The 20073-nt window shown below is 74.6% G+C and carries 18 protein-coding genes; 3 read left to right on the forward strand and 15 right to left on the reverse strand.

Translation table 11 applies throughout. The features are described from left to right. Window positions 1–5 precede the first annotated feature (5 nt). Window positions 6–413 (reverse strand): globin domain-containing protein, encoded by a 408-nt coding sequence (locus GNZ18_RS36095; RefSeq protein ID WP_156221242.1) that lies wholly within the window; start codon window positions 411–413, stop codon window positions 6–8. A 902-nt stretch (window positions 414–1315) separates the two neighbouring features. On the opposite strand from GNZ18_RS36095, the gene GNZ18_RS36100 reads away from it, so the two are divergent. Then, window positions 1316–1822, forward strand: a complete 507-nt coding sequence (locus tag GNZ18_RS36100) for a hypothetical protein (protein WP_156221244.1) — start codon at window positions 1316–1318, stop codon at window positions 1820–1822. A 105-nt stretch (window positions 1823–1927) separates the two neighbouring features. Here the strand turns inward: GNZ18_RS36100 and GNZ18_RS36105 are convergent, their stop codons facing one another. The 3 genes from GNZ18_RS36105 to GNZ18_RS36115 all read right to left on the reverse strand — a co-directional run bounded on the left by GNZ18_RS36105 (window position 1928) and on the right by GNZ18_RS36115 (window position 4966). After that, entirely contained in the window at window positions 1928–2839 is a 912-nt protein-coding gene (locus GNZ18_RS36105) for a glycoside hydrolase family 16 protein (protein ID WP_156221246.1), read from the reverse strand. A gap of 160 nt (window positions 2840–2999) precedes the next feature. After that, window positions 3000–3674, reverse strand: a complete 675-nt coding sequence (locus tag GNZ18_RS36110; RefSeq protein ID WP_156221248.1) for a response regulator transcription factor — start codon at window positions 3672–3674, stop codon at window positions 3000–3002. Continuing rightward, the gene (locus GNZ18_RS36115) at window positions 3674–4966 is read right to left on the reverse strand and encodes a sensor histidine kinase (RefSeq protein WP_156221250.1); all 1293 of its coding nucleotides are present in this window, start codon (window positions 4964–4966) and stop codon (window positions 3674–3676) included. The genes GNZ18_RS36110 and GNZ18_RS36115 overlap by 1 nt, the downstream gene beginning before the upstream one ends. A gap of 166 nt (window positions 4967–5132) precedes the next feature. Here GNZ18_RS36115 and GNZ18_RS36120 point away from each other — a divergent pair, with 166 nt between their 5' ends. Further along, a complete protein-coding gene (locus GNZ18_RS36120) occupies window positions 5133–6332 on the forward strand; it encodes a hypothetical protein (protein ID WP_156221252.1) in 1200 nt (399 codons plus the stop codon). 21 nt (window positions 6333–6353) lie between these two features. On the opposite strand, the gene smc is transcribed toward GNZ18_RS36120, so the two are convergent. From smc to rsmD, 10 genes are all read right to left on the reverse strand, one after another. Next, entirely contained in the window at window positions 6354–10022 is a 3669-nt protein-coding gene (gene smc / locus GNZ18_RS36125) for a chromosome segregation protein SMC (protein ID WP_156221254.1), read from the reverse strand. A gap of 409 nt (window positions 10023–10431) precedes the next feature. Further along, window positions 10432–10629 (reverse strand): hypothetical protein, encoded by a 198-nt coding sequence (locus GNZ18_RS36130; protein WP_021598747.1) that lies wholly within the window; start codon window positions 10627–10629, stop codon window positions 10432–10434. Window positions 10630–10807: 178 nt separating this feature from the next. Continuing rightward, window positions 10808–11170, reverse strand: a complete 363-nt coding sequence (locus GNZ18_RS36135) for an acylphosphatase (protein ID WP_156221256.1) — start codon at window positions 11168–11170, stop codon at window positions 10808–10810. Between the two features lie 39 nt (window positions 11171–11209). Continuing rightward, the gene (gene mutM, locus GNZ18_RS36140) at window positions 11210–12121 is read right to left on the reverse strand and encodes a bifunctional DNA-formamidopyrimidine glycosylase/DNA-(apurinic or apyrimidinic site) lyase (protein ID WP_214620718.1); all 912 of its coding nucleotides are present in this window, start codon (window positions 12119–12121) and stop codon (window positions 11210–11212) included. Further along, window positions 12114–12977, reverse strand: a complete 864-nt coding sequence (gene rnc, locus GNZ18_RS36145) for a ribonuclease III (protein WP_312874943.1) — start codon at window positions 12975–12977, stop codon at window positions 12114–12116. The genes mutM and rnc overlap by 8 nt, the downstream gene beginning before the upstream one ends. 358 nt (window positions 12978–13335) lie before the next feature. Continuing rightward, entirely contained in the window at window positions 13336–13515 is a 180-nt protein-coding gene (gene rpmF, locus GNZ18_RS36150; RefSeq protein WP_214620717.1) for a 50S ribosomal protein L32, read from the reverse strand. A gap of 1 nt (window position 13516) precedes the next feature. Continuing rightward, the gene (locus GNZ18_RS36155; protein ID WP_214620716.1) at window positions 13517–14110 is read right to left on the reverse strand and encodes a YceD family protein; all 594 of its coding nucleotides are present in this window, start codon (window positions 14108–14110) and stop codon (window positions 13517–13519) included. Between the two features lie 160 nt (window positions 14111–14270). Beyond that, window positions 14271–14753 (reverse strand): pantetheine-phosphate adenylyltransferase, encoded by a 483-nt coding sequence (coaD, locus tag GNZ18_RS36160; RefSeq protein ID WP_214620715.1) that lies wholly within the window; start codon window positions 14751–14753, stop codon window positions 14271–14273. A 93-nt stretch (window positions 14754–14846) separates the two neighbouring features. Continuing rightward, window positions 14847–16304, reverse strand: coding sequence for a penicillin-binding transpeptidase domain-containing protein (locus GNZ18_RS36165; RefSeq protein ID WP_156221261.1), 1458 nt, complete (start codon window positions 16302–16304; stop codon window positions 14847–14849). A gap of 9 nt (window positions 16305–16313) precedes the next feature. Further along, complete coding sequence (gene rsmD, locus GNZ18_RS36170) at window positions 16314–16895, reverse strand: 16S rRNA (guanine(966)-N(2))-methyltransferase RsmD (protein WP_156221263.1); 582 nt, start codon at window positions 16893–16895, stop codon at window positions 16314–16316. Between the two features lie 233 nt (window positions 16896–17128). Between rsmD and GNZ18_RS41590 the strand changes: the two genes are divergently transcribed. After that, window positions 17129–18046: a hypothetical protein gene (locus GNZ18_RS41590; RefSeq protein ID WP_216651558.1), complete on the forward strand. Its 918-nt coding sequence runs from the start codon at window positions 17129–17131 to the stop codon at window positions 18044–18046. Between the two features lie 60 nt (window positions 18047–18106). On the opposite strand, the gene GNZ18_RS36180 is transcribed toward GNZ18_RS41590, so the two are convergent. Then, on the reverse strand, window positions 18107–19897 hold the full coding sequence (locus GNZ18_RS36180; RefSeq protein ID WP_156221265.1) for a serine/threonine-protein kinase: 1791 nt from the start codon (window positions 19895–19897) through the stop codon (window positions 18107–18109). Window positions 19898–20073: the final 176 nt, after the last annotated feature.

Raw genomic sequence — 20073 nt, forward strand, 5'->3', positions numbered from 1 at the left:
ACCGGTCAGGCGACGGGCTCGGCGGCGGCCTCGGACATCACCTGGGCGACCAGGCCGTAGGCGGCCTGCCAGTCGCGCTCCAGGTCCTCGTCCCAGTCGGGCCCGCTGAAGAACGCCAGGGTGGCGATCAGGCTCGCGCCGACCTGCGGGTAGTGCTCGCGGTGGACGCCGAAACCGCTGTGCCGCCGCCCGAGCTCCGACAGGAACGGAGCGAGGCCCTGCGGATCGTCGACCATCGACACGATATGCGACAACGCGCTCAGAAGTTTTTCGTGCTGCTTTGTCATCGCGGCGGGGAACAGCGGCCTGAGCTGCGGCTCCCGGCCGAACAGATCGGCGTAGAAGTATTCGGCGACGTCAATTCCGTTGCCGCCGACCTGCTCGAAGTTGCGCTTCAGTCGCTGCGGATCCATGGCACACCTCTCATGTGGTTCTCCATGCCGGGCGGGGTGGCCGGTACGGAAGGAGCCCGAGAACCACGGTGCACATGCGTAGTGGATCGCATGATCACGCACAAGTCCGCCACCGTCGCCGGATAATTACGTTGGGTACATCCGATTCAGTTCGGCCTGCGATGTTGCCGGGGCGCCGGAATCGACATTTCCCGCCCTTGTTTCACCGCTTCGGCGCCGGAACGGTCCCGCCGGGCGGGCACCGGAACGGTCCTGTCCCGGGGGCGCCGGGACCCCGGCTCCGGTGGGCCACCGGGCCCACCCCGGCCGGGGTGGGCCCGTCCCGGCGGGTGTGCGGGGACGCCCCCGCGACGGACCGGTCCGGTGCCCGCCCCCGGCCGGAGGCACCGGGCCGGACCCCGACCGGGCCCCCGGCGGGTGACCGAAAAGCGCGGCCACCCGCCGTCCCCTCGTCCCGGATGACCGGTGTTCTCCCCCATGCGCGAACCCCGCCCCCCATCGGCGCGCCCTCACGGCGGACCGGCCTTCGATCTGCGAAGTCATCCGGGTGTTTCCCCAGGAAGGGCGCGTTCCCCCTTCGCCCTCGCAACCGAACGCTACAGATCCGCAATTCGCGTCCGTAGGGCCCTAGGACCCCATGTCGGCGAATGGGGGACCCCACCCGCCGGAATGCCGTTCGGGCCGGTCACGGCGCCTACTCCGGCCGTTCGGCGCGCCTGCTCCGATCGGCGGCGCGGCGTTCTCCGTCCGGAGGCGGTCCGGGCCTCATTTCGGCCCTGGTCAACCACCCCGAAGGGCGTTAATGTTCGCAAGGCCGCCTGATCATGCCGTGGCGAATCATGTACGCGGCGTTGGTCCGGTCTCGAAGCGCGTGCGGAAACCCCGCCTGAGGAAGGCTCGCCATGGCACATCCATCCCTGGTCCGCCCCGCCTGTGTCTCACTCGCGGTGGCACTGCTCGCGGCCGCGTGCGGCGGTGACGGGTCCGACAAGGCCGAGGTGTACACGCCCCCGCCCTCGCCGAAGGCCACGCCCACGGTGGCGGCGCCCGACCCGGCCGCGCGGGAGGGCATCGAGGGGGCGCGGGCCGCGCTGCAGACGTTCCTGCGCGGGCAGGCGGCGGGCGACGCGGCCGTCTGCCGCTACGTCGCGCCGGACAGCCCGTTCTTCAAGGGCCCGCCGATCGGGGGCGACTGCACGATCGGGGTCAGGAACATCCCGCACCTCCTGCGCCCGCAGGAGCGGCAGGCTCTGCGGACGGTGGTCGTGACCGGCGGCAGGCTCAAGGGCGAGGAGGCCGTCATCCCGTTCTCCGCGCTGCGCTGGACGGCCGGGAGCATGGAGGAGAGCACGCTCCAGCCGAGGTTCACCCTGCGGCGCGACGACGAGAACTGGCAGATCTACCGCTGACCGGACGACGCGCCCGGGAGAGGTGTGGCCGCCCCCTCGGGGAAGGGAGTCCGGGGGGGCGGCATCTCCGGAGTGGTCCTGGCGCCTCGGTAATGGTCCTGGCGCTCACTTCCCGCCGAGCGCGTACATGCGGATCCAGTCGACCTCAAGGGTCGCGGGAGCGGTCCTGCCGACGCCGCGCGCGGTGCGCTTCCGCAGGCTCGGGAACCAGTCGAGCTGAATGGCCTGGCCCATCTTCCCGGGCGGCAGCGCCTTGCGGTTCCGGGTCCTGAACCAGACGCGGCCGTCGATGTACGCGGTCATGGACGCCGCCGTCCACTCGACCGCGAACGCGTGCCATTTCCGCAGGTCCGTCTTCACGTGCGAGTCCAGGCGGTCGGCGTGCTTCTCGGGCCCGTAGTGGAGGAAGAAGTTGGTGCCCTTGCGCAGGCCGTCGTCGCCGTAGGTCTCCATGTAGTCGATCTCGCCGCCGCCCCCCTGCGGGTCGGTGCCGCCGCCGCCCCCGACCGGCCACAGCAGCAGGTTGGCGTTGTAGCAGGCGCAGGCGCGGTTCATCCGGACGCGGGCCTCCCAGCGCCCCAGCTTCCGCGCCCCCCGCAGCCAGGCGACGCCGCCGGTGTCGCCGTTCTTCCTCCCCGTGATCCGCAGCGTCCCGTTCCGCACGGCCACCGCGCTCCGCACGCGCCTGCCGAGCCCGCCGTTGCCCTTGCCCTCGTAGACCTCCCAGTCCCGCGGGTCGAGGCGGCGGAAGTCGTCGGAGGCGACGGGACGGCCCCACCCGTACCGTCGCGCGGCGGTGGCCGGCCCGCGCCGCGCCGAGTCCCAGGCGTCCTCGTGGGACCGGGCGCCCGGCTTCGCGACCGTGACGGCGGGGACCGCGTGCTCCAGCGCCCCGGCCGGCACCGCGGATCGCTCCGGGTCCGCCGCCCCGCCCTGCACGGCGGCCGCCGCGGATACACTCGCCGCCAATATCCCGCCGGTCAGCAGCGCCATTCTGTTCTGGTTCAGGAAATGCATGGGGGGCTCCAGACAAGGGATATACACGGCGGCCCGGAAGAGAATGGGCGGGCCTTGCCTTCCGTTCCTTCGCCGGGAACGCTACGGAGCCGCGACAGGCGGCCGTAGGGCCCTAGGGCCCTACCCGGAGCCGCGCGGGGCCCCAATACGAAGACGCCGATCAGCCCTGCGGCGGCATTCCGAGCCAGGTGACGATGGCCGTCGCCCGGTTCGGCGCGCCGAGCTTCGCGTAAATGCGATTGATATAGTTCTTGACGGTCTTCTCGGTAAGAAATAGTTTGGCCGCGATGTCCTGATTCGCATGACCGCGCACGATGAGATCCATGACCTGGACCTCGCGGGCCGAAAGGCCGAACCGCGCGCGCCGCTCCGCCGGATCGGCGGCGGGCGCGGCGGCCCGGTCCGTCCGCGCGGCGTCGATGAGCGCGGCGCTGGCCGCGTGCGAGAGGGGGTGGGCGCGGTGCCGCACCGTGTTCCGGATCGCCTCGGCGAGCTCGTCCACCGTGAAGGTGTTGTGCACGAGGTAGCCGACCGCGCCGTTGCGGACGGCCGACAGCACCACCTCGGGCTCCTCCACCTGCGTCAGCATGATCACCCGGCTGACGCGGCTCAGCGCGGCGGCGGCGCTGACCCCGTCGGTGCGCGGCATCCGCACGTCCAGCAGGACGACGTCGGGCATCAGCCGCCAGGCCAGCTCCTGCGCCTGGTGCCCGTCCCCCGCCTCGCCCACCACCTCGATGTCGTCGGTCGCCTCCAGCGCGGAGGTGAGCCCGGCCCTGATGAAGGCGTTGTCGTCCACGATCAGGACCCGGTAGCGCCCGGCCACGTCCGCCATCACTGCCTCCCCGCCGCGGCCGGGGCGGTCCCGGACCCCGTGTCCGCCGCCGGCATCCGCACCATGATCACGGTCCCGGCGCCCGGCGTCGAGACCACCTCCAGCCTCCCGCCCGCGCGGCGGGCCCGCTCGTGCATGCCGACGAGGCCGTAGTGGCCGTCGCGGGCGAGCGCGTCCAGCCAGCCGTCGCCGCCGGGCCGGACGGGCAGGCCGCGGCCGTCGTCGCACACGCGCACCTCCAGGCCGCCCTCGGCGCCGTCCCGCACGCCGTCCTCCGCCATGCCGTCGTCCGCGTCCTCCACGGAGGCCACCGTCAGCTCGACGCGGGACGCGTGCGCGTGCCGCCGGACGTTCTCCAGCGCCTCCCGCACGATCGTGACCATCTCGTACCGCGTCCTGAGCGGCAGGTCGGCGCCGGGTTCGGCGTCCACCCGGACGGGGATCCCGGCGACGCTCTCCCACTCGGTCGCGAGCTCGGCCACCGCCTCGCCGAGCGGCCGCTGGACGGCGTCGTCGCGCAGGTCGGCGATGAGCGAGCGCGCCTCGCGGGTCGCGACCTGCGCGGCGGTGGCGATGCGGCGCGCCTCGGTCTCGGCGCGCTCGGGCGACCTGCGCACCCAGGCGGGCAGGCCGGTCGCCGACAGCGCGATCCCGGCGAGCGTCGCGGTCAGCGAGTCGTGCATCTCCCTGGCCAGCCTGGAGCGTTCCTCGGCCGCCATCGCCTGCGCCTCCATCCGCCAGCGGGCCTCCTCGGCGGCGGCGTGCTCGTCGAACAGCCGCCGCAGCACGGTCCCGACCAGCGCGCCGCTCACGTAGAAGGCGGGCAGCGCGACGAGCAGCGGCAGGGCGGCGCCGGTCTCGCCCTGCCCGCTCTGGTAGAGCGCCGTGTAGTACAGGGCGGTCTGCTGGAGGCACAGCAGCGCGGTGACCTGCCACCGGTACAGCAGCCCCGCGAGACCAGCCGCGACCACCGTGAGCAGGAAGTACGGGCCGAAGATCCCGCCGACCCGCAGCACCGCGTACCCGATGAGCACGTCGAAGGCCAGCAGCGCGGGCTGCTCGAACAGCCGCAGCACGACGCGCTCCCAGCCCGCGAGCACCACGCCCGACAGCAGCGCCGCCACCGCCAGCACGCACAGCGCCCACGGGTCGGCGCGCACCTCGTCGTCGGCGAGGACGGTCGCGCCGACGATGAGCACGCGCATCTGCATCAGCAGCACGAACGTGGTGCCGATCCGGGTCTCGACGGAACGCCTCAGGGCCCGCGGGGACGGGTCGCCGGAGCGCGACATCGCGAGTGCCCTCCATCGGACGAGCGCCGTAGGTCTTGGCGCCATGAATCAAGCCAAGAGCAATGAATCAAGTCAAGAGACCGCATAGCGAACATTAGTCACTTCGGCCGAGGAGATCGCTACGATGCCCACGAAATCACGCGTCCCCGTTCGCGGAAGGACACCAGTGTCGGTCAACAGGGTGGTTCCCCAGCCGGACGACGCCGGCGGTCCAGCGGAGTTCCTCATGCTGCTGCGCCGCCTCCAGGAATGGTCCGGCCTGCGCGTTTCCGAGGTCGAGGAACGGGTCTGGGCGGCCGGGGTGCTGGTTCCCGGCGGGATGGCCGGATTGCTCGGGGGCGACGTGCTGCCGTCCCGCGAGGTCGTCGTGGCCTTCGTGACCGCATGCGGTCTCGTCCCCGAGGACCGCGAGCGGTGGGCTCAAGCGCACGCGCGCATCAGTTCCGCATCCGCGCCGGGCGCGAACCCTGACACGATGCCCATTCCGATCGGCGGCCTCCAGGCACAGCCTCCCGCCGCCGAGGGGGACGAACTGCTCGTCGGCAGGCCCGCGTCGAACATGGCGCCGCCTCCCGGCGCCACCCGGCCCACGGGGGCGCGGCACGGCCGGCACTCCGGCCGCGAGGCGCCCGCGAAGCCGGAGCAGGCGGCGGCCCGCCCGCGCCACCGCAAGTCGGGCGGGCGCGGCGGCAGGCCGGGCAAGGGCGCCGGGCCGGGTGGGAGCGGCGGGTCGAAGCGGCCGTTGTCGCTGCTGGTGGCGGCGCCCGCGTTCATCACGATCGCGGTGGTGGGCTCGACGTTGCTCGGCGCGTTCGGCGGCGAGTCGCGGCACGAGCGGTCGGGAGAGGCGTCGGGCGCGGCGGACCGCATCCCGCCGCCGCGTCCCGGCTGGTACTCGATCATGCCGGTGACCGGCGGCGAGCCGGACGGCCAGTGCCTGTCGATCCTGCCCGACGACCATCTGGACCCGCAGCTCGCGCGGGACAGATGCGCGCCCGACGACCGCTACCAGCGCGTCGAGGTCGCCGAGGTCCAGGGCAGCGACCTCCTCCAGCTCCGGGCGTGGACGACGCAGGGCCACCTGCGCTGCGTCACGCTGGACACCGTGGACGAGCGGGCCGCGCTGCACATGCGCAGGTGCGGCGTCGACCGGCTCCAGCGGTTCCGGCTCGACCCGGCGAAGCGGCAGGTCAAGGCCGGGCAGCTCTACCGGCTCGTGCCGGAGGTGACGCGGGCGAACGGCATGTGCGTGGGCATCGACCTCGGCGCCACCGGCGGCGCGTACGCGATCCACAGCGCCTGCGGCCGGACCGACGTCGACGGCTTCCTGTTCACGCCCGCCGCCGCGCCCCCCTCGGCGGACTGACCGCCGGCGCCCCGGCGGCGCTCAGGCGGGCTCGTGCTCGCGGAGGCGCTGGCTGACGACCTGGGTGACGCCGTCGCCGCGCATGCTGACGCCGTAGAGCGCGTCGGCGCCCTCCATCGTCCGCTTCTGGTGGGTGATGACGATGAGCTGCGACGACTCGCGCAGCTCCTCGAACACGGTGATCAGCCGCTGGGTGTTGGTGTCGTCGAGCGCGGCCTCGACCTCGTCCAGTACGTAGAACGGGGACGGCCGCGCCTTGAACACCGCGACGAGGAAGGCGATCGCGACGAGCGAGCGCTCGCCGCCCGACAGCAGCGACAGCCGCTTGACCTTCTTGCCGGGCGGGCGGGCGGCGACCTCCACGCCGGTCGCGAGCATGTCGCCGGGCTCGGTCAGCGACAGGCTGCCCTCGCCGCCGGGGAACAGCCGCGCGAAGATCCGCTCGAACTCGCGGGCGGTGTCGTCGTAGGCGGAGGCGAACACCTGCTGGACCCGGTCGTCCACCTCCTTGACGAGGCCGAGCAGCTCCCGCTGGGTCTTCTTCAGGTCCTCCAGCTGCGAGGTGAGGAAGGCGTGCCGTTCCTCCAGCGCGGCGAACTCCTCCAGCGCCAGCGGGTTGACCTTGCCGAGCTGGTTGAGCTGCCGCTCGGCGGCCTTGGCGCGCTTCTCCTGCACCGCCCGCTCGTAGGGGGCGGGCTTCGCGTCCTCGCCCTTCTCCGGGTCGGGCGGGACGAGCTGGTCGGGCCCGTACTCGTTGACCAGCGAGTCGACCTCCAGCCCGAACTCCTCCAGCGCGCGCTGTTCGAGCTGCTCCAGGCGCAGCCGCTGCTCGGCGCGGGCGACCTCGTTGCCGTGGACGACGTTCACCAGCCGCTCCAGCGTGGCCGACAGCTCGCGGACCTGGCCGCGCACGACCTTCAGCTCGGCCTCGCGCGCGGCGCGGGCCTGCTCGGCGGCCTCCCGGCGCCGGACGGCGGCGGCCAGCGACAGCTCGATGCGCTCCAGGGCGGCCCGCGCGCCCTTCAGGGCGGCCTTGGCGACCCGCGCCTCCCGCTCGCGGCGGGCGCGGCGCTGGGCGGCGCGGGCGCGCTCCTCCCGCTCGCGGTGGGCGCCGCGTTCGAGGGCGTCGGCGCGCCCGGCGATGGCCTGGACGCGCTCCTCCGCCGTGCGGACGGTGAGCCGCGCCTCCATCTCGGCCGACCGCAGCTCCTGGCAGCGCGCGCCCAGCTCGTCGCGCGCCTCGGTGTCCTCACCCGCCTCGTCGGCGACCTCGGCCGCCTCCTCGGACTCGGCGAGCCGCAGCGCCAGCTCCTCGGCGGCCTGCGTGTCGCGCTCCAGGGACTCGTTCGCCGCGTCCAGGGCCTTGGTCAGCCGCTCGGCCTCGCCCCGCGCGGCGCGGACGTCGGCCTCCAGCCGCGCGGCGCGCTTGGCCTCCTGCGCCGCCCGCGCGTCGAACTCGCGCACCCGCGCGCGGACGCGGTCGAGGTCGCCCTGCGCCTGGTTCACCCCGGTCTGGGCCTGGTTGGCGGCGGCCTGCGCCGCATCCAGCGCGGTCTGCGCCGACTGCTCGGACTCCATCGCCGCCGCGAGGCCCTCGGCCGCGGCGACGGCCGCGGTCTCGGCCGCGGCGAGGTCCTCGGTGGCCTCGTCGAGGGTGGCGCGCATCCGCAGCGGGCTCTGCCCGCCGCCCGCGTCGCCGCCCCGCGCCCAGTGCGCGCCGACGAGTTCCCCGTCGCGGGTGACGGCCCGCAGCGACGGCTCGCGCCGGACGAGCGCCACGGCCGCCGGGACGTCCTCGACCACGGCGACGTCGCCCAGCAGATGGCCCAGCGCCGGGCGGACCGCCTCCGGGACGCTCACCGCGTCGACCGCGTAGTCGATCCCCGGGACGCGGCCGGCGTCCCGCGCCGGCCCCCCGCCGACGACCAGCCCGGCGCGGCCGGCCTCGCGGGCCCGCAGCAGCGCCAGCGCCGCCTCGGCGGTGTCCAGGGAGCCGACCGCGATGGCCTCGGCGGCGTCGCCGAGCGCGGCGGCGACCGCCGCCTCGTATCCCGGCCGGACGCTCAGCAGCGAGGCGACCGTGCCGAGCACCCCGCCGAGCGACCCGTCGGCGCCCGCCGCCAGCAGCGCCTCGCCGCCGTCGGCCGCGCTCGCCAGCGTGAGGTTCAGCGCCTCGATCCGCGCCTGGAGCGCGGTGACCCGCTTCTGCGCGCCCTGGTCGGCCGAGCGCGCCGCGCCGACCGCCGACCGCGCCTCCTTCAGCGCGCCGCGCGGGCCGTCCACGGCCGCGCGGGCCTGCTCGGCGGCGTCCTTGGCGAGCGCGAGCGCCTCCTGCGCCCGCTCGTGCTCGGCGGCGAGCGCCGGGTCCTCGACGACCTCGGCCTCGAACGCCTCGAAATCGCTGCGCGCCGCGTCGGCGCGCTGCTCGGCCTCGTCCCGCGCGTCCGCCAGCCGCCCGATCTCCGACCGGCCCGCCTGCGCCTTGCTGCGCAGCGCCTCGACCCGGCCGCGCAGCCGGGCCAGCTCCTCGCGGCGGTCGGCGGCGGCGCGCGCGGCGGCCTGGAGCCGGCGCTCCTCGCCGGCCAGGGCGTCCTCGGCGGAGGAGCGCTCCTCCACGGCCCGCGACAGCCCGTCCTGCGCCTCCTCCAGGGCGGCGCGGAGCATCTCCTCCTGCTCGCGGATCTCGGCGGCCTCGCGCTCCATGTCCTCGGGGTCGCGGCCGCGCCGCTCCTCCTCGCGCGCCTCGGCGGCGTTGCGGTGCCGCTCGGCGGCGAGGTCGGCGACGCCCCGCAGCCGCTCCTTCAGCGCCGAGAGCCGGAACCAGGTGTCCTGGACCAGCGCGAGCTTCGGCGCCTCCTCGGCCTCCTCGGCCTCCAGCACCGCCTCGCGCCGCTGGCCCTCGCCGAGCGCCCGCTCGGTCTCGGTGCGCCGCGCGCGGACCGCCGCCTCGTCGGCGGCCTCCTGCTCCAGCCGGGTCCGCAACGTGACCAGGTCGTCGGCGAGCAGCCGCAGCCGGGCGTCGCGCAGGTCGGCCTGGATGACGGCGGCGCGGCGGGCGATCTCGGCCTGCCTGCCGAGCGGCTTGAGCTGGCGGCGCAGCTCGCCGGTGAGGTCCTGGACGCGGGTCAGGTTGCCCTGCATCGCGTCCAGCTTGCGGAGCGCCTTCTCCTTGCGCTTGCGGTGCTTGAGGACGCCCGCGGCCTCCTCGATCACCGCGCGGCGGCCCTCGGGCCCCGAGTGCAGGACGCGGTCGAGCTGCCCCTGCCCGATGATCACGTGCATCTCGCGGCCGATGCCCGAGTCCGACAGGAGCTCCTGGATGTCCAGCAGCCGGCAGGAGTCGCCGTTGATCGCGTACTCGCTCGACCCGGACCGGAACATCAGCCGGCTGATCGTCACCTCGGTGTAGTCGATGGGCAGCGCGCCGTCGGAGTTGTCGATCGTCAGCACGACCTCGGCGCGGCCGAGCGGCGCCCGGCTGGCGGTGCCGGCGAAGATGACGTCCTCCATCTTCCCGCCGCGCAGCGACTTGGCGCCCTGCTCCCCCATCACCCACGCCAGCGCGTCGACGACGTTGGACTTGCCCGACCCGTTGGGCCCGACCACGGCGGTGATCCCCGGCTCGAACCGCAGCGTGGTGGAGGACGCGAAGGACTTGAACCCGCGGAGCGTCAGGTTCTTCAGGTACAAGCGTGTCCTCCCTCCTCGCGGCGCCCCCGCCGGTCGGCGGACGGTCGCCGGTCGACGGGCAATGTTCCGTTATACCCCGGCCTCCGGCGGGAGCGGGTACAGGACGCGCGGCCGGGGGCAGGATTCGGGGCACGGAGGGTCTGGGGCCCCGGTAGGCCCCAAATACCGACAATTACCACAAGGCTCTCAGAATCGGACAGACTGAAACCGGACCGAGGTTTGACCGAAGCCTGAAGGTTCGCGCCGCCCGGGGGCGGCGACGGGCCGCGAGAAGGTGCGCGGCTCCGGATTCCGGGGTCACGTTATGTGTCCGAGGACGAGAGTCCGCCACCGCGCGAGGGCGGCGACGGCAAACAGAAGGGACGCCTTGTCAGGGCGTCCCTGTCCACTTTCGAGAAGAAGGCGCCGATCAGGTCAGCGCCGGTTCACGGTCCTTCACCGCAAGCGACATCACGTCGTCGTCCGTCGCCGTCGCCAGCGCGTCGTTCTCCGCCTGGAGCCGTACGAGTTCGGCCTCCAGGTCGCGTACGCGCTGCTGAAGGCGCCGCATCTCCGCGACCATCCGGGGGTCGGGACCGCCGACGTGGCCGAGTAGAGCCTTCGCCATGACTAAGGGTCCTCCACGCTGAGTAACCAGCAGGGATCGCGCACAAGAAGCAACTGAAGCCGGTGCGCGTATCGTCTAGAGTCGCACCGGCCGCTGTCCTGGTCAAGACGCACATCACAGGCCGGTAACAACCTGTCTCCTCTAGTTTAGCAGGTACAAACCGGAAATCCCTACCCGATCACCGTTCCTGGAATCCGGCGACGCCGCCGCGCGCCGCGCTCCAGCGCTCGGTCACCCCGCTCACCCGCCCCGGGCGGAGGGGGCGGTCCCGCGACACGACGGGGGCGGGCGGGGTGCCGGCGGCCGCCTCGGCGCTCATGTCCGCGCTGAGCAGGTCCAGGAGCCGCCGGCAGGCCGGCCTCGGGCCCTCGGCGACCACTTCCACCCGTCCGTCCCGCAGGTTCGTCGCGCTGCCCTCCAGGCCCAGCTCCAGCGCCCGCGCCCGCACCCACCAGCGGAACCCCACGCCCTGCACGCGGCCCCGGACCCAGGCCGTCAGCCGCACAACCTCGGTCTCGGTCTCGTCGTGTCGTTCGTCCATCGCTCCCCCGGTCACCGTTCCCCGCCGCGTCCCCTCGCGCTAGTACCTTGCCCGGCGCGGGCGGGGCTGGCACGTCGGGCAGCTGTAGGACGACCGGTTCATGAACACGTCCCGGCGGATCGGGGTGCCGCAGCGGCGGCACGGCTCGTCCCGGCGGCCGTAGGCGTCCAGCGACCGCTCGAAGTAGCCGCTGTCGCCGTTCACGTCGACGTAGTGGCTGTCGAAGGAGGTGCCGCCGACGGCCAGGGCGGCGCCCATGACCTCCCTGGCGCCCTCCAGGACGCGCGCGGCCTCCGCCCGGGTCAGGGTCTCGGTCGGCCGCGCCCAGTGCAGCCTCGCCCGCCACAGCGCCTCGTCGGCGTAGATGTTGCCGACCCCGCTGATCAGTGACTGGTCGAGCAGCGCCCGCTTGATCCCGGTCCTGCGGCGGCGCAGGGCGCGGAAGAACGCCTCCGCGTCGAAGGCGTCCTCCAGCGGGTCGGCGGCGATGTGCGCGACCGGCTCGGGGACCAGGGCCGGGGCGCCCCCCTCGCGCCCGCCGAACGCGTCCGGCACGAGGTCGCAGACCATGAGGTGGCCGAACGTCCGCTGGTCGACGAACCGCAGGTCGCGGCCGCCGTCGGCGAACGCGACGCGGACCCGCAGGTGCTTCTCGCGCTCGCGCCCGGGGTCGCCGATGAGCAGCTGCCCGCTCATGCCGAGGTGCGCCAGCAGCGCCTCACCCGGCGCCGCCTCGGACGAGGCGTCCTGGAGCGGCAGCCACATGTACTTGCCCCGGCGGCGCGGCGCCAGCATCGTGCGCCCGGCGAGGCGCCCGGCGAAGTCGGCCGGGCCCGCCGCGTGCCTGCGGACCGCCCGCGGATGCAGCACCTCGGCGGAGGCGGCGGTCCGCCCGGTCGTCCAGCGCTCCAGCCCGCGCCGGACGACCTCGACCTCGGGAAGCTCAGGCACCGGCGAGCCCGGCGGGCCGCGAGTTCCCGGACGGCGCATCCCCCGCCGGAGTGCCCGGCGGCGCGCTGGACGGGGCACTGGACGGAGCGGCGGGCGGGGCGGCCGGCGCGGCGGCCGCCCCATGCCGCGGCGCCTCCGGGGCGCGCTGGACGACGATCTCGCGGATCGCGTTCCAGGCGGCCTCGGCGGCGTGCTGCTCGGCCTCCTTCTTGCTGCGGCCCTCCCCCGCCCCGTAGGTGGTCCCGCCGACCCGGACGGACGCGCGGAACGTCTTCTGGTGGTCGGGGCCGCTCTCGGCGACGTGGTACTCGGGGACGCCGAGTTCCTCGACGGCCGTCAGCTCCTGCAGCGAGGTCTTCCAGTCCAGCCCGGCGCCGAGCCCCGCCGAACGGTCGATCAGCGCGTCGAACAGCCGGTGCACCAGCGCGGACGCCTCGTCCAGGCCGCGGTCGAGGTAGACCGCGCCGATCAGCGCCTCCAGCGTGTCGGCGAGGATCGAGGCCTTGTCCCGGCCGCCGGTGCCCTCCTCGCCCCGGCCGAGCCGGATGTGCGCGCCGACGCCGAGCGCGCGGGCGACGCCCGCGAGCGCCCGCATGTTCACCACGGCGGCGCGCAGCTTGGCGAGCTGCCCCTCGGGCAGGTCGGGGTGGCCCCGGAACAGGGTGTCGGTGACGACGAGCCCGAGCACCGAGTCGCCGAGGAACTCCAGGCGCTCGTTGGTGGGCAGGCCGCCGTTCTCGTAGGCGTACGAACGGTGCGTCAGCGCGCGTTCGAGCAGCTCGGCGGTGACCTCGACACCGAGCGCGCGGGTCAGTTCCGCGCGGTCGCGCGTGGGGTCGCTCTTCTTTCCGCTCACAGGCCCTCCTCGCAGGCCGTGGCGCCGCGCTCGGGCGCGGTCGCCGTTGTGGCGCGTGCGGCCGGTTCGGCCGCTGCGGCGAGGACGGACGGGCACGGGAACGGGCCGGAGACCGGTGGCCCCCGAGACGGGAGCCGCCGGGCTCGGGCCGCGACGTCCGGGGTCAGCCCCGGGACGCCGGCTCCGCGAAGACGAGGTGCGCGCCGGTCGGTTGATCCCGGCGTGCACCACGGCTCCGGGCGCAGGTCGCCGCGCCGGTCACCACGCCGACGTCACGCGCCGGGGTGGTCGGGTGCCCGCGCACCTCAAGGGGCGGGCCGCGCCGTTCGCGCGGATCCGCCCCCGGGATGCGAAAAGCTCAGGCCGACGGAGCGATGACCTGCCGCCGGTCGTAGGTGCCGCACGACGCGCACGCGGTGTGCGGCAGCTTCTTGTCGCGGCACGTCGGGCAGTCGACCAGGGTCGGCGCGGTGGCCTTCCACTGGGAACGACGGTGCCGCGTGTTGCTGCGCGACTTCTTGCGCTTCGGGACGGCCACGTCAGCCCTCCTGCTTTCCTTCTCGTCGGTCGGTTGAACCGCTGGACCCGGCGTCGCCGCGTCCCCCCTCCGGGGGCGCCGGCGCCACGCCGCCGGCCAGGCCCTGCAACGCCGCCCACCGGGGGTCGGCGGTCTCGTGGTGGTGATCCGGCCCGGCGTCCGCGAGCCGGACGCCGCAGTCGGGGCACAGGCCGGGACAGTCGTCCCGGCACAGTGGCGACAGCGGCAGCGTGAGCAGAACCGCGTCCCGGAGCACCGGTTCGAGGTCGACCAGGTCGTCCTCTAGTTGGAGCTCGTCGTCTCCGGCGTGCCCGCCGGAGCGGGTGTCAGGATAGACGAAGAGCTCCTGGAAGCGCGCCTCGAACGTCGAGGCGATCGGGTCGAGGCAGCGGGCGCACTCCCCCTCCAGGGGGACCGTCGCCGTGCCGGTGACGAGCACCCCCTCCAGCACCGCTTCGAACCGCAGATCCAGCTCGATCGCGGCGCCCTCGGGGACGCCCACCATCTCGACGCCGAAGTCCTCCGGTGCCGGCACGGACAGGCGCTTGTCCTTCGACGACCCGGGTTGCCTGCTGAGAGCTCGGGTGTCGAGCACGAGCGGGGCCTTGGGGTCGAGGCGAGACAGCGGAATCCTGCTTTCGTGAGGCACGGCGGACGGCGGCCGCCGGTGATGGCCGATGTCCCAGGGTACCGAACGCGCGCCGATGGCCCAACTCGCGCCCCACTGACCAGTCCGTTCCGGGGGCCGGGGGCCCTCAGTCCCGTTCGCGCAGGCGCGCCACCAGGCGGTCGTGGACGCTGTCGGGGACCAGCCCGGAGATGTCGCCGCCGAACCTGACGACCTCCTTCATCAGGCTGGAGGACAGGAACGCGTACTCGGGATTGGTCGCCATGAACAGCGTCTCGACCCCGGCGATCCGGTGGTTCATCTGCGCCATCTGCAACTCGTACTCGTAGTCGCTGACGGCCCGCAGCCCCCGGACGATCACGGGGATGTCCTGCTCGCGGCAGTAGTCCACGGTGAGGCCGTAGAAGGTGTCCACCGTGACGTTGCCGTACTCCGCGGTCACCTCGGCGATCATCTCGGCCCGCTCCTCGACGGTGAACAGGCTCTTCTTGCTCTTGTTGATCAGCACGGCGACGACCACCTCGTCATAGAGGCGGGAGGCTCGGCTGATGATGTCGAGGTGCCCATTGGTGACGGGGTCGAACGATCCCGGACAGACGACACGGCGCACGAGGTGAACCCCTTCGGTCCCGGTTTCTGACCTGCGGCGCGAACGTACCAAACCGGGTGGGCGCGCCCCACACCCGGCCCTCCGCCGGGAGGCTCAGTCCCCCAGCGCGTCGATGATCCTGGCGGCGATCGGCCCGGACTCGATGCCGTAGCCGTCCGCCTCGGTCATCACCGCGACGGCGTACCGGGCGTCCGGGCGCGGCCCGAAGCCGATGAACCAGCGGTCGTTGTAGGGGGCGCCCTCCACGTCGGCGGTCCCGGTCTTGCCGCCGAGGACGGACGAGCCGCGCAGCGACTTGCCGGTGCCCTTCTGCACGACGGCCCTCATCATCTCCTGCGCCTGGTCGGCCTGCTCGGAGGTCAGCGCGGTGGCCAGCCGCTTCGGCGCGCCGCGTCCGATCTCCTGCCCGTCGGCCGCCTTCTCCTTGGCGATCAGGTAGGGCCGCATGACCTTCCCGCCGTTGGCGACCCCGGCGGCGACCATGGCCATCTGGAGCGGGGTGGCGACCGTGCTGCCCTGGCCGATGGAGCCGAGCGCGCTGAGCGAGGGCTGGTCGGTCTCGGGGAACGAGCTGGCGGCGCTCCGCATCCCGGGCTCGATCTCGACCCCCCTGCCGAAGCCGAAGGCGGCGGCGCGCTCGTGGACGGCGCCGTTGCCCGGCTCCTGCGCGCCCATGTAGGCGAACGTGGTGTTGCACGACTGGGCGTAGGCGTCGATCAGGGGGATCTCGGGCAGGTCGCACTGGCCCCCGATGTCGCCGGCGTCGTTGTTGATCGCCTGCCCGGCGCCCGGCGGCCGGTAGGAGCGCCCGGCCCGCACCCCCGTCCCGGCGTCCACGCCGTTCGCGAGCGCGGACGCGGCGACCACGGTCTTGAACGTGGACCCCGGCGGGAACAGCTCGCTCGTCGCCTTGTTCAGCAGCGGCTTCAGCCGCTCGCGGTTGAGCCGCTCGAAGACCCTCCCGGCCTGCTTCCCGTCCAGGACGGAGACGTCGTTGGCGTCATAGGACGGGGTGGAGGCCATGACCAGGATCGCGCCGGTCCTGGCGTCCAGCGCGACGGCGGCGCCGCGGCGGGCGCCGGAGCCCTGGAGCGCCGCGTAGGCGGCCTGCTGGGCCCGGACGTCGATCGTGGCCTCGACCGTGCCGCCGGGGACGTGCCTGCCGAGCAGCTTGTCGACGAAGCTGGTGGTGGCCAGGCGCGCGTCGGTGCCGTCCAGGACGTGGTTCGCCGCGTTCTCCAGGCCCGTCTGGGAGAACGGCGAGAAGTACCCGGTGATCGGCGCGAACACCTCGCTCTGCTTGTAGTGCCGCTGGTACTTCCTGTCGTCGCCGCCGACGGGCTCGGACCAGGCGAGCCGCTGGCCGTCGGCGACGATCGGGCCGCGCTCGATCTTGTTGCGGTCCTCGAACTGGCGCGCGTTGAGCGAGTCGTCCCGCAGGTCCTGCGCCTGGAAGCCCTGCACATAGGTGATGTTGGCCAGCAGCGCGATGATCATCAGGATCGAGATGATCCAGGTGCGCCCCACGGCACGGTCGACGCCCGGCCTCATGCGCGACTCCTACCCGTCCGCGGCGCGGTGACCCGTCGCGCGCCCGTACCAGAAGACCGCCTCCCCGTAGCGGCGGTCGCGTTCGGGGGTGTAGCCGTCCGGCCAGCGCAGCGCGGCGCCCCGGGCGGCGCGCTCGACGGCGACGAGCGCGTCCGGCGCCGTCCAGCCGTGGTCGCGCAGGTTCTCCAGCAGCAGGGTGACCTCCGCGTCCGGCAGCGCGTACGGCGGATCGGCGAAGACCAGGTCGTAGGGCAGGTCGGGCGGGCGGCGGACGAGCCGCTCGACCCTGTCGCCGCTCGGCACCGCGCCGGGCAGCCCCAGCGCGCCGACGTTCTGCCGGACGACCTTCAGCGCGCGGGGGTGCGACTCGACCAGCAGGGCGTGCGCGGCGCCGCGCGACAGCGCCTCCAGGCCGACGGCTCCGGACCCGGCGTAGAGGTCGGCGACGCGCAGCCCCTCCAGCGGGCCGAGGAGGGCGAGGACGGTGGAGAACAGGCCCTCCCGCGCGCGGTCGCTGGTCGGCCTCGTGTCCCGCCCCGCCGGGACGGCCAGCCGCCGCCCGCCCGCACTGCCCGCGATGACCCTCGTCATGCCTCAAGTATCCCGGCGGCGCCCGCCCGGCGACACCATGATCGTTCAGCCACGGCTCCATACAAGCAGGCGCTTCGGAGAAACCTCGACAAAACCGATCGGTGTTCGTCGTGAATCTCAGCCCAAATGCGGCGGCCGCTGTTTACCTCGACTACCAGTCGTGTCAACGTGCTCGCAGGTTGTGCACCCACTATCCTCAGGAGCCCCTCGTGCCCCAAGGCAGGAGACTGGCGGTGACCGCCGGCGCGACGGTTCTCGGCGTCGCCGCGATGAGCGGCGTCTCACACGCCGAGGCGTCCCGGCCGGGCGCAGAGCAGTCCGCCGATCGGCCGCTGCCGGCCGTCCGTGCGCTGCTCGCGCCCGAGACCCCCGCCAAGACCGAGCCCGCCAGGACCGAGCCCGCCAGGACGACGTCCGCGCGCATCACCGGCGCGAAGGCGAAGGCGAGGCCGACCGCCGCGCCGAAGAAGGCGGCGAAGAGGGCGGCGCCGGTCAGGCGTGCGACCGCGAAGCCGAAGTCCGCCGCTCCCCTGCTCGACCTCCGCCTCCGCCTGGCGCTGGGCCACGGCGAGCGGACCAGGACCACGGGCCTGGGCCTCGACGCGGGGGCGGGCCTCGACACACCGGGCGGCGGGCTCGGCGCGCGGCTCAACGCGGGCGCGGCCCTCTCCGTCCCGTCCGGCGGCGGGAAGGCGACGACCCTGGCCGCCGGCGAGCCGCTGCTGTCGGCCAACGTCGGGGCGGGCGTCCGCGTCCAGCCCGCGGGCGGTGCGCCGCTGTCGGTGAACCTCGCGGCCGGCGCGTGCGTCGGCTCGGGCTGCGCGCAGGCCCCGACGCCCCCCACTCCCCCGACGCCTCCCACACCGCCGACCCCGCCGACGCCCCCGGGCCCGACCCCGCCGGGGCCGACACCGCCCGGCCCGGCCCCGGTGCCGCCGGGCCTGCCGCCCTCCTCCTCGCCGCCGCTGCCCGAGCTGCCCTCCCCGGCGATGGGCTCGGCACCGGCCGCCGCCGGGACGATCGCGCGGCCCGGTGCCCTGCCGTTCACCGGCACCGGCGCGCTCCCGCTCGCCGCGCTCGGCCTCGCGTCGGTGCTCGCGGGCGGCGCGGCGGTCGCCGCGACCCGCAGGCGGCGCGTCCGCGAGTCCTGACCGGCGCCGCGCGCCCGGCGACAAGGCGTCCCCGGGGCGGGGGCGCCCCGTCGCCTTTCCTCACAGCCGGCGCGAGGCCACGACCTTCCAGCCGGAGCCGTCGCGCCGCAGGGTGAGGCGGCGGAAGCTCACCGCGTCCCCGTCGTCGCAGGCGCCCCGCGCGCACTCGCCGACGGTGACCAGCGCGACGGCCTGGTCGGGGGACGGTCCGGCGCGCAGCCCCTCCTCCACCGGCGTCACCGCCGCGAGCGAGGTGTCGCGCGCCACGGCGTCCAGCGCGCCGCGCGCCGGGCCGTCCGGCCACGCGGTGCCCGCCGTGTCGGCCCGCGCGGAGCCCGCCTTGAGCGTGTAGAGCGAGTCGAGGAGCCAGCCGCCGCCCTGCCGGACCATCGTCGCCCGCATCGGGTTCTGGAGCTCGCCCGGCCGCGCGTCCCGCGCCCGGACGGTCCGCCGCACGTACGACAGGACGGTGACGCGGTCGCCCCCGGCGGACACGACGGCGGAGTCCACGACGGTGGCGGCGACCGAGCCCCGCTTGTCGCGGAGCTGGTCCAGGTAGTCGCGGGTGGCGAGCTGCCGGTCGTAGTCGGCGCCGAACCGGGGCGTGGACAGCCGGTGAGCCGCCGCGACGTCCCGCTCGACCGCGGTGTGGTCGAAGCTGAGCACGGCCGTGATCGCGGTGGCGGCGGGCGCGACGGCGGCGGCGGCCGAGGCGGGCGGCGCCACCGGGGGCACCCGCGGCGGGCGCGGGTCGCCGGACGAGCCGCCCGCCATCAGCCCGAAGGCCGTCCCGGCGGCGGCGACCAGCAGCAGCGGCGCCGCGACCGCGGCGATCCGCCGCGGGAACCGGCGCGGGAACCGGCGCAGCCCCGGCGCGACGGTCGCCTCCCCCGCCGGTGCCCCGCCGCCGCCCGCCCGCCCGGCGGTCGGCGCGGTGCGCGAGGTGCGCGGGTCGGCGGCCGGACCGGTGGGGCCCGCGAACGCGGGATCGGCGAGGTGCGCGCCGGTGCTCAGCGCCCCCTCGTCCTCGGGCGCGAACGGCGCCTGGCGTCCGAGCAGGTCCAGGAGCACCTGCTGCGCCTGCGGACGGCGCGCCGCGTCCTTCTCCAGCGACGCCGCGACGACGCCGCGCAGCGACTCCGGCAGCGCGGACATGTCGGGCTCGTAGTGCAGCACGCGGTGGAAGACCGCGGAGATCGTGTCGTTGCCGAACGGGTGCCGCCCGGTCGCGGCGAACAGCAGCGTCGCGCCCCAGGCGAACAGGTCGACGCCGGTGCCGAGCTCGCCGTCGGCGACCTGCTCGGGCGCCATGTAGGAGGGGGTGCCGACCACGCCGCTGCCCCGCGTCGCGGCCGGGCCGAGCACGCGCGCGATGCCGAAGTCGATGACGCGCGGGCCGTCCGGGCCCATCAGCACGTTGGACGGCTTGAAGTCGCGGTGCAGGATCCCGGCGCGGTGGATCGCGGCCAGCGCGGTGATGGTGCCGATCGCCAGCCGGTCGAGGTCGGTGCCGGTGCGCGGGCCCCGCTCGGCGACCAGGCCGGTGAGGGAGGGCCCGGGGACGTACTCGCTGACGACGTAGGGGAGGTCGCCGGAGAAGTCGGCGTCGATGACCTGCGCGGTGCAGAACCCCGCCACGCGTCCGATGACCTTCATCTCGCGCTCGAACCGGGCCCGCCACTGCGGGCTCCGGCTGAACCGGGCGCGCAGCAGCTTGACCGCCGCCTGCCCGCCGTCGTCGCGGCGCCCCAGGTAGACGATGCTCTGGCCGCCCTCGCCGAGCCGTCCGACCAGCGCGTAGCGGCCGAGCCGCGCCGGGTCGTCCGGCAGCAGGGGGCCAACGGCCGCCATCGGGCACACCTCCGTCGCGCGCGGACCCGCCACGGGCTCCCTACCCGCGCGAGCACCGGGGGCTCCCGCCGCCCGGCACTCGTTAGACGTCCGTGATCGACCGAGTGTTCTCCGTTGCTGAATTACGGTGAGTTTTCCGAGTTCTATCCTGCGTTACCTTTTTGGCCGAAATAGTC

The sequence above is a fragment of the Actinomadura litoris genome (genome assembly GCF_009733595.1).
GTDB classification, from domain to species: Bacteria; Actinomycetota; Actinomycetes; order Streptosporangiales; family Streptosporangiaceae; genus Spirillospora; species Spirillospora litoris.

Coding starts and splice junctions, on each gene's coding strand:
- GNZ18_RS36180 (WP_156221265.1), bottom strand. CDS start 19,897: ATGGCGGCCGTTGGCCCCCTGCTGCCGGACGACCCGGCGCGGCTCGGC.
- rsmD (WP_156221263.1), bottom strand. CDS start 16,895: ATGACGAGGGTCATCGCGGGCAGTGCGGGCGGGCGGCGGCTGGCCGTC.
- GNZ18_RS36110 (WP_156221248.1), bottom strand. CDS start 3,674: ATGGCGGACGTGGCCGGGCGCTACCGGGTCCTGATCGTGGACGACAAC.
- GNZ18_RS36135 (WP_156221256.1), bottom strand. CDS start 11,170: ATGGACGAACGACACGACGAGACCGAGACCGAGGTTGTGCGGCTGACG.
- GNZ18_RS36105 (WP_156221246.1), bottom strand. CDS start 2,839: ATGCATTTCCTGAACCAGAACAGAATGGCGCTGCTGACCGGCGGGATA.
- GNZ18_RS36130 (WP_021598747.1), bottom strand. CDS start 10,629: ATGGCGAAGGCTCTACTCGGCCACGTCGGCGGTCCCGACCCCCGGATG.
- GNZ18_RS36165 (WP_156221261.1), bottom strand. CDS start 16,304: ATGAGGCCGGGCGTCGACCGTGCCGTGGGGCGCACCTGGATCATCTCG.
- GNZ18_RS36095 (WP_156221242.1), bottom strand. CDS start 413: ATGGATCCGCAGCGACTGAAGCGCAACTTCGAGCAGGTCGGCGGCAAC.
- GNZ18_RS36100 (WP_156221244.1), top strand. CDS start 1,316: ATGGCACATCCATCCCTGGTCCGCCCCGCCTGTGTCTCACTCGCGGTG.
- GNZ18_RS36115 (WP_156221250.1), bottom strand. CDS start 4,966: ATGTCGCGCTCCGGCGACCCGTCCCCGCGGGCCCTGAGGCGTTCCGTC.